The sequence below is a fragment of the Elstera litoralis genome (genome assembly GCF_000963705.1).
In the GTDB taxonomy this organism is placed as follows: domain Bacteria; phylum Pseudomonadota; class Alphaproteobacteria; order Elsterales; family Elsteraceae; genus Elstera; species Elstera litoralis.
This window is the reverse complement of the sequence record NZ_LAJY01000353.1, coordinates 1-7,028: the sequence shown is the minus strand read 5'-3', so window position 1 is coordinate 7,028 and position 7,028 is coordinate 1. Positions and strand designations below refer to the sequence as shown.

8 protein-coding genes are annotated in these 7,028 nt (G+C 61.7%); 2 read left to right on the top strand and 6 right to left on the bottom strand.

Annotation, left to right across the window (positions count from 1 at the left end):
* Positions 1 to 298 precede the first annotated feature (298 nt).
* On the top strand, positions 299 to 1,654 hold the full coding sequence (locus VZ95_RS13420) for an OmpP1/FadL family transporter (protein ID WP_084627780.1): 1,356 nt from the start codon (positions 299 to 301) through the stop codon (positions 1,652 to 1,654).
* Between the two features lie 104 nt (positions 1,655 to 1,758).
* On the opposite strand, the gene VZ95_RS13415 is transcribed toward VZ95_RS13420, so the two are convergent.
* From VZ95_RS13415 to phbB, 6 genes are all read right to left on the bottom strand, one after another.
* On the bottom strand, positions 1,759 to 2,613 hold the full coding sequence (locus tag VZ95_RS13415; RefSeq protein ID WP_045776295.1) for an AraC family transcriptional regulator: 855 nt from the start codon (positions 2,611 to 2,613) through the stop codon (positions 1,759 to 1,761).
* Complete coding sequence (locus tag VZ95_RS13410) at positions 2,603 to 3,277, bottom strand: ferritin-like domain-containing protein (RefSeq protein WP_232302660.1); 675 nt, start codon at positions 3,275 to 3,277, stop codon at positions 2,603 to 2,605. The genes VZ95_RS13415 and VZ95_RS13410 overlap by 11 nt, the downstream gene beginning before the upstream one ends.
* A 146-nt stretch (positions 3,278 to 3,423) precedes the next feature.
* Entirely contained in the window at positions 3,424 to 4,194 is a 771-nt protein-coding gene (locus VZ95_RS13405; protein ID WP_045776294.1) for a response regulator, read from the bottom strand.
* Positions 4,195 to 4,578: 384 nt separating this feature from the next.
* On the bottom strand, positions 4,579 to 4,797 hold the full coding sequence (locus VZ95_RS28900) for a hypothetical protein (protein WP_332308095.1): 219 nt from the start codon (positions 4,795 to 4,797) through the stop codon (positions 4,579 to 4,581).
* Complete coding sequence (locus VZ95_RS13400) at positions 4,763 to 5,482, bottom strand: DMT family transporter (protein ID WP_332308096.1); 720 nt, start codon at positions 5,480 to 5,482, stop codon at positions 4,763 to 4,765. Before VZ95_RS13400 ends, VZ95_RS28900 begins: the two co-directional genes overlap by 35 nt.
* 77 nt (positions 5,483 to 5,559) lie before the next feature.
* On the bottom strand, positions 5,560 to 6,285 hold the full coding sequence (gene phbB, locus VZ95_RS13395) for an acetoacetyl-CoA reductase (protein WP_045776293.1): 726 nt from the start codon (positions 6,283 to 6,285) through the stop codon (positions 5,560 to 5,562).
* A gap of 214 nt (positions 6,286 to 6,499) precedes the next feature.
* On the opposite strand from phbB, the gene VZ95_RS13390 reads away from it, so the two are divergent.
* Positions 6,500 to 7,028, top strand: a 529-nt coding sequence (locus VZ95_RS13390; RefSeq protein WP_198148294.1) for a DUF2975 domain-containing protein, incomplete at its 3' end; no start/stop codon positions are given.

Sequence of the window (7,028 nt, the reverse complement as noted above, 5' to 3'; positions counted from 1 at the left end):
ACGGTTTCCTATTGGCAGACCGAGGCCGATATGGTGGCGTGGAAAGCCGTCGCTGCGCATGTGATTGCGCAACGGCTGGGGAAAGAGCGCTGGTATAAGGGGTATGTCACCCGGGTTGCGCAGGTGACGCGCGATTACGCGTTCGGAATGGCATCCGAGTCGTAAAAGCGACTCTGTGTCATTTCGGTAACGGGGTGCTGAAAACTGTAATCTGCGTCATTTCGAGCCAGTTTGCTCGTTTCCCATAACGTAAAGGGCATGGTACTTAAGAAACAACAATATAAAAATCTGGGAGGAAATGATGAAGCGTTCTCCAATCAGCCGGACTTCCGCGCTGCTGGCCCTCACGGCTATCGTGCTGGCCCCGAGTGCCTGGGCAGGCTCGTTTTACATTCAAGAACAAAGCATCTCCGGCCTTGGCGCGTCCAATGCGGGCCAGAATGCGACGGGCTTCGATGCGTCGACCGTGTTCACCAATCCGGCGGGCATGACGAACCTCACCCGCTCGCAGTTTTCCGCTGGGGGGAGCCTGCTGCTACTGGGCTCCAAGCTGAGCAATGAGGGCTCGTCGGCGCGCTTGCCCGCCGCCCTGGGTGGGGCCACGGTGCCGATCACGGGGACGGACGGCGATGACGCCAACTCCCCGGCCCTCGTTCCGGCCATGTACGGCGTTTGGGTGGTGAACGACGATGTGCGTCTCGGTGTGGGGGTGAATGCACCGTTCGGGCTGGTCGGTAAATACGATCAAGGTTGGTTCGGCCGCTATAATTCGCAAAAGTCGAAACTGGAAACGATCAACATTAGCTTGGTCGGCGCGTATAAGGTTTCGCCGAAGTTCTCGGTTGGCGGCGGTATCGATATTCAGCGCGCCCGCACGGTTCTGACCGGGGCCGTTCCCGCGATTGCGGGCCTTCAAGGCCTGAGCGCGGCGCAAACCCAAGCCTTTATCGGCTCCGTCGGCGGCGTTGGCGGCCTGTATAATTCGAATACGGATAGCCTGTTCCAGGTCGATGCCGATGGTTATGCCGTCGGGGCAAACCTGGGCTTGACCTGGAAGCCGGTCGACGAGCTGACCTTGGGCCTCACCTACCGCAGCCGCATTAAGCACACGGTGGAAGGCGATTTCGCCATTCAGCGCGGCGCGACGAACAGCCGCTCCGGCCCTGCCGAAATCTCGGTAACGACGCCGGATATCATCGGCCTTGGCGCGGCGTGGCGCGTAACGCCGAAGTGGGAATTGCTGGCGCAGGCCAATTATTTCCACTGGAGCAATTTCGATAAGATCGACATTAAGTCGAACGGCACGACGGTTACGGTTGAGCAGCAAGACTATGAGAATAGTTACTCGCTGGCGCTCGGCTTTAACTACAAATGGTCCGATGCGCTGATTTTGCGCGCCGGGACGCAGTTCGACCGCACGCCGGTGACCGACAAGCATCGCTCCACGCGCGTGCCCGATGGCGACCGTATTTGGGTCTCGGTCGGCGCGAGCTATGATCTGACCAGTAATATCTCCATCGATGCGGCCTATGCCCATATCTTCGTTGAAGATGTGAAGATCAATCAAACGTCCAGCACCGGCGCGACGACGCGGGCGAGCATGACCGATGGGTCGGTCGATATTCTGTCGATGGCGCTGCGCTACAAGTTCTAAAAACACCACCATAAGCGACCCTAGGGCCGTTCCGACACATCGGAATCGGCTCTAGTTCCTCCCCCCTTGGGCACCCCCTTTCGGCTTTGGCCGGAAGGGGGTTTTTATGGCCGGGCGCGAAACTGGCCGGGTGTGACGCCCCGAAAGCTTTTGAAGGCGCGGGTTAGATGGGCTTGGTCGGAAAAGCCGCAATCGGCGGCCACCTCGGCAATCGCTTGGCCCTGGCGGAGCGCTTGTTCGGCCAGGGCCAAGCGTGCGAGTTTTTGGAAGGCGTGGGGTGGAATACCGTAGGCGGCGCGGAATCCCCGAATGAGTTGAAAGGCACTCAGGCCGGTTTCGGCACCGAGTTGGTCGAGCGACACCGACGCGGCGGGATCGTCCTGCAAGCGTTCGGCGGCGCGGCGGATCGCGGGGAGGGTCGGCGGCGGCTCCCGGCGCAGGTCGCGCCCGGCCCGACCGATACTATGGCGCTGGATCAGGGCTGCGAGGACCGACAGCAGGGTGGTTTCCCGTTCCAGCGCTTCGCCCTCGGCCAATTGTTCGAACACCCCGGCACAGAGGGCGGCGAGTGCCGGGTCTTGCAGCAGCGTATCGCGGAAATTCGGCAAACCGTCGGAGGGGCGAAACCCGCTGGCCGCCGCCGCGCGCAGCATCAGCGCCGGATCGATGTAGAGCATCCGATAGGCCCAGCCCTCTTCCACGGCGGCATAACCATCGTGAACGTCGCCCGGCTGCACAAGGGCGAGCGTGCCCGGCGTCGCGTAATGGCGCGTGCCGCCGGAGTGAAACCCCTCGACCCCGCCGGTGATGACGCCGAACACATAACGGTCGTGAGTATGGGGCGCGAAACGATGGCGGCGGAAGCGCGCCAGCAGCACTTCGGTATCGCCCTCCGGCACGCGCCAAAACCGGGCGCTCTCGCCCTCGGTCAGGTGATCGTTAAGATCGTCATGCGGCATCGGGGGCCAGCGGGGCGTACCAATCGCCGGGGAAGCCGGCCGTGCTGCGCGCCGCATCATTGAAAGGCGGCTTCAGCGCCCCCCGGAAATGCCGGCGGACGAGGCTTTGCCACGCGGCGCGCGGATCGTCCAGGCCGCGTTCGGCGGCGAGCCACAGGAACCAGCGGTTGCCGATGGCGACATGCCCGATTTCATCCCGGTAGATGCGCTCCAGCACCTCGGCGGAAGCTTCATCTTCGACCGCGCGGAGCTTGCCGATCATCATCGGCGTCACATCCAGCCCGCGCGCTTCGTGGACCATCGGAATAACCGCGAGCCGCGCCAGCGCATCGCCCGCCGTTTCCTGCGACGATTGCCACAAGCCGTCATGGGCGGGCAGATCACCATAGGCCGCGCCGAGATCGGCCAAGCGGGCGGCGAGCAGCGCGAAATGTTCGGCTTCTTCTGCGGCAACCTTCAGCCAATCGGCGGCAAAAGCGGGAGGAAACTGGGATGAGAACCGCGCGACGATATCCCAGGCGAGATCGATGGCATTCAGCTCGATATGGGCAAGGGCGTGCAGAAGGGTCACGCGCCCGCGCACCCCGCGCGTCAACCGCCGGTGCGGCATGGCACTGGGGGAGACGAGAATCGGCGCGTCCGGGCGGGCGGGCCGATCGGGCATCGTATCGATACCGCCAACCGCAAGCTACCCTCGGCCCAAGCCTGCGCGGCGGCGCGCGTCAGGCAGATTTTCTCGACCGGATCGGCGGCGGTTAGGACCGCGCACGCCGCCGCTGTTAGGCTGGCGAAACCCGGCGACGCGGCCATTTAGGTAATGGAAAACCGCGATAGGGCTTCGGCCAGATCATCGCCGAAATGGCTGCCCTTGCGGATAATCGCGGCGCGCGTCGGCAGCCCTTCCAAGGAGGGATCGCCCCAGCCGAAACTGGTCAGCAGCGCAAACGGAATATCTTGCGTCGAGGGCATATTCAAAATCGCGCAGGCGAGATCGATCCCGGTAATCTCATCGAGCATGGCCGAGGCGATGACCAGATCGGGCTTCAGGCGCACGGCCATTTCCAAGGCTTCGAAACTTTTGCTGACGTTCACCACCCGGTAGCCGCAGGCCGTCAATTCCCGCTCTACAATGCGCCCGGCGGAGCGCTGCGGCGAGACGAGAAGAATAACGATATCGAGCAGTTTGATATCATTCACATCAAACGTGCGCACGGTCGGCAGTTGCCGCACGACTTCGCGCAAGGACGGGGCGGGGCTTTCGTCTTGCTTGGTATCGAGGGTGAGGCGTAGCAGGTCGGTGAAGGCCTGCAACCCATCCAACTCGCGGTCGCCGATCTGATCGACGCCCTCTATATAATCGGCCATCTGGTGCAAAATCACATCGGCGGCGGTGAGCCCGACCGAGCGCGCGCCGATGCGCAGATTATGGAAATGGCGGCGCATGGCCTGAATGGCCTCGGCCTGCGGCACGAGATCCGAGCGGACGTTGCCCAGCATCACGTCGATTTCATTCGTGATGTCGCGCGCTTCGTCGATGAATTCGGCGCGGATATGCTGTTCGAGGGTATCGTCGATTGCCATTTCTCTGCCTAGCGCTGCTGCCTGAAACCTTAACGGCCCCACACTAGCGCAACCGCCCGCGCTTGGCGATAGCCTGAGGCGCGCGTCTGGGCTGATGCGTATTACCCGCGCGAGTCGGCCTTGTCACGAAACGTTAAAGGGAAGCGCTGTTGCGCTGGAGTCCTCGGTTGGTTAGACTCGGTCTCGTTGTTTCTCACTGACAACCGAAAGGAGGTGATCCTGTGTCTACCCACCAAGGGATTTACAGTCTGGCAGGATCTTGTGTCTTAAGGCCTGCCCGCACTGACGGGGACACCTTTTGCTTTCGGAGGTCCGAAGCAGTCTGAGTTTCCCCATCCCATCGGACGGGAAAGGGCCGCTCGCACGCCGAGCGGCCCATTCTATTTAGGGTGCCGCTTTCCGGCCCCGCAGCGCATCGCTGCCCGCCAGCACCGCGCCGCCGACGATCAAGAGCGCCGCCAATAAAACGTCGAGCGTGATCTGCGCCCGCCCGCCCAGGTACAGCCCGAGGGTCGAGAGCAGCGGCGTGGCGTAGGATGCAGCCCCCAACGCGCGCAGCAGGCCGCGCTTAATGCCGATATCCCAAAAGAAAAAAAGCGGCACCCAGCGGCCCCGCCCCCATAATCGCCATCACCAGCCAATCTTGCGCATTGGGGATGTAGACCGCCTCTAGCACAAGATGACAGAACCCGGCCAGCAGGGCGGTGACGAGGCAGAGCGCCGCGACGAAATCGGTTGGCACAGCCGCGCAATAGCGCCGGGAGAGCACCGAATAGCCGCCCCAGCACAGCGCGGCCCCTAAGGCGGCAAGATAGCCGGGCAGGAACTCGATCTGGACGGCGAGTGCCGGTCCGCCGACCAGCAGTATGGTGCCCGCCAACCCCAACAGTCCGCCGAGGCAATGGAACCAGCGCAGGCGCTCGCCCGGCAAAAACGCCGAGAAAACGACAATGCACAGTGGCCAGAGATAATTAATCAGATTGGCCTGTACGGCGGGGGCAGCGCGTAAGGCGACGAAGAACAGCAAATGATAACCGAACAGCCCGCCGACGCCGATGGCCCAGGCGCGCGGGGATTGTTTCGCCCAGGCCGCAACCGCCTTTCGTCCCGCCGTTCCGCGCAGCAGAATGAATCCCGTTCCGACGATCCCAGCGAGGCCGAAGGTAATGGCGGTCAGCAAAAACGGCGGCACCGGCCCCGCAAGGGTCGTCAGCAGCGCGAGGCTGCCCCAGAGAAGAATCGCGACGCTCCCCAAAAGCGTCGCCGCGCCGACCGAAGACCCCGCCATCACATCCAAATCCCCATAAAAAGAGGGAGGCCGAAGCCTCCCCCCAAAACACGCTAATTCCAGCAGGTTTCGGCAGCTTACGCCACCATATATTGCCCGCCGTTGACTGAGATCGTCGCGCCGGTCACGAAGCTCGCATCGTCCCCCACCAGGAACAGCACCGTTCGGGCGATATCATTGGCAAAGCCCAACCGCCCAACCGGGATGGTGGCGATGATCTTTTTCAGCACGTCTTCCGGCACAGCGGCGACCATATCGGTATCGACATAGCCGGGGGCGACGCAGTTGGCGGTGATGCCCTTGGCCGCGCCTTCGAAGGCGAGTGCCTTGGTGAAGCCGATCATCCCGGCTTTCGCCGCGCAGTAATTCACCTGACCATATTGGCCGCGCTGACCGTTGACCGAGCTGATCTGGACGATGCGGCCAAAGTTGCGCTCGCGCATGCCTTCATAGACCGAGCGGGTCATGGTGAAGCACGACTTGAGGTTGGTGGTGATAACATCATCCCACTGCTGTTCGGTCATGCGGTGGAACGTGGTATCGCGGGTAATGCCCGCGTTATTCACCAGAATATCGACCGGCCCCAAGGCCGCTTCGACGCGTGCGACGCCCGCCTTGCAAGCTTCGAAATCGGCGGCGTTCCATTTTTCGGCCAGAATGCCGGTTTCGGCAGTGAACTTCGCCGCCGCCTCGTCATTGCCACTATAGGTTACAGCAACCTCATAGCCTGCCGCTTTCAGCGCCTTGGCAATCGCCGCGCCAATCCCTCGGGTTCCCCCCGTTACTAATGCTACCCGCGCCATGACCGTCTCCCTTATCCGTTTTTCGCGCGCTTTAATCGTCGCGGTTCCATTTCTAGCAAACCACAAGCGGCGGTTACAGGAAAGCGCGGTTGACCACAATCGGCGGAGCAGAGTCCCGTGCGGCGTGGCTTATTTCATGTTTTTCATGAAAAAAAGATTGATAAACGAGAATTTCACCGCTAACGTGGGGATGTTGAAACAAGGTATCCTAACTATGAACTCTTCTCCCCCCGAGAGCCTTACCCGCTTGGCGCACCGTGCCCATTGCGTCGTCACCCTGCTCATGTGGGGTTGGCCGGTGTGGATGATCGGTTTCACCTATTGGGTGATGGAGCATCGGCTACCGGAACTTCAGGACAAATGTTCCCCTGGCGTCTTGCCGGTTCTGAGTTGGACGGGGAAGAGCCTCATTGCGGTGGGCGTACTGCTTACCGCAGCGGCGCTGTTCTATTCCTTAGGTCAGGTGCGGGTTTTGCTGGCCGAGTATCGGGCGGGGCGGGTATTCGAGCCGCGCGCGGCGCAGCAATTGACTTGGATTGGTAAGCTCGTGCTGATCTGGTGGATCGGCAATCCATTGAGTGAAATGCTCTTGAGCACGGCGCTTTGGGCGATTGGGGAAGTCGGGATCGATGACCTTAGTACCGAGCCCGATTTTATCTTTCTGCTCTTCGGGCTTCTGCTCTACGTTCTCGGCAGGATCATGGCCGAAGCCGTGCGCGTTTCGGAAGAACAGAAGTTGACGA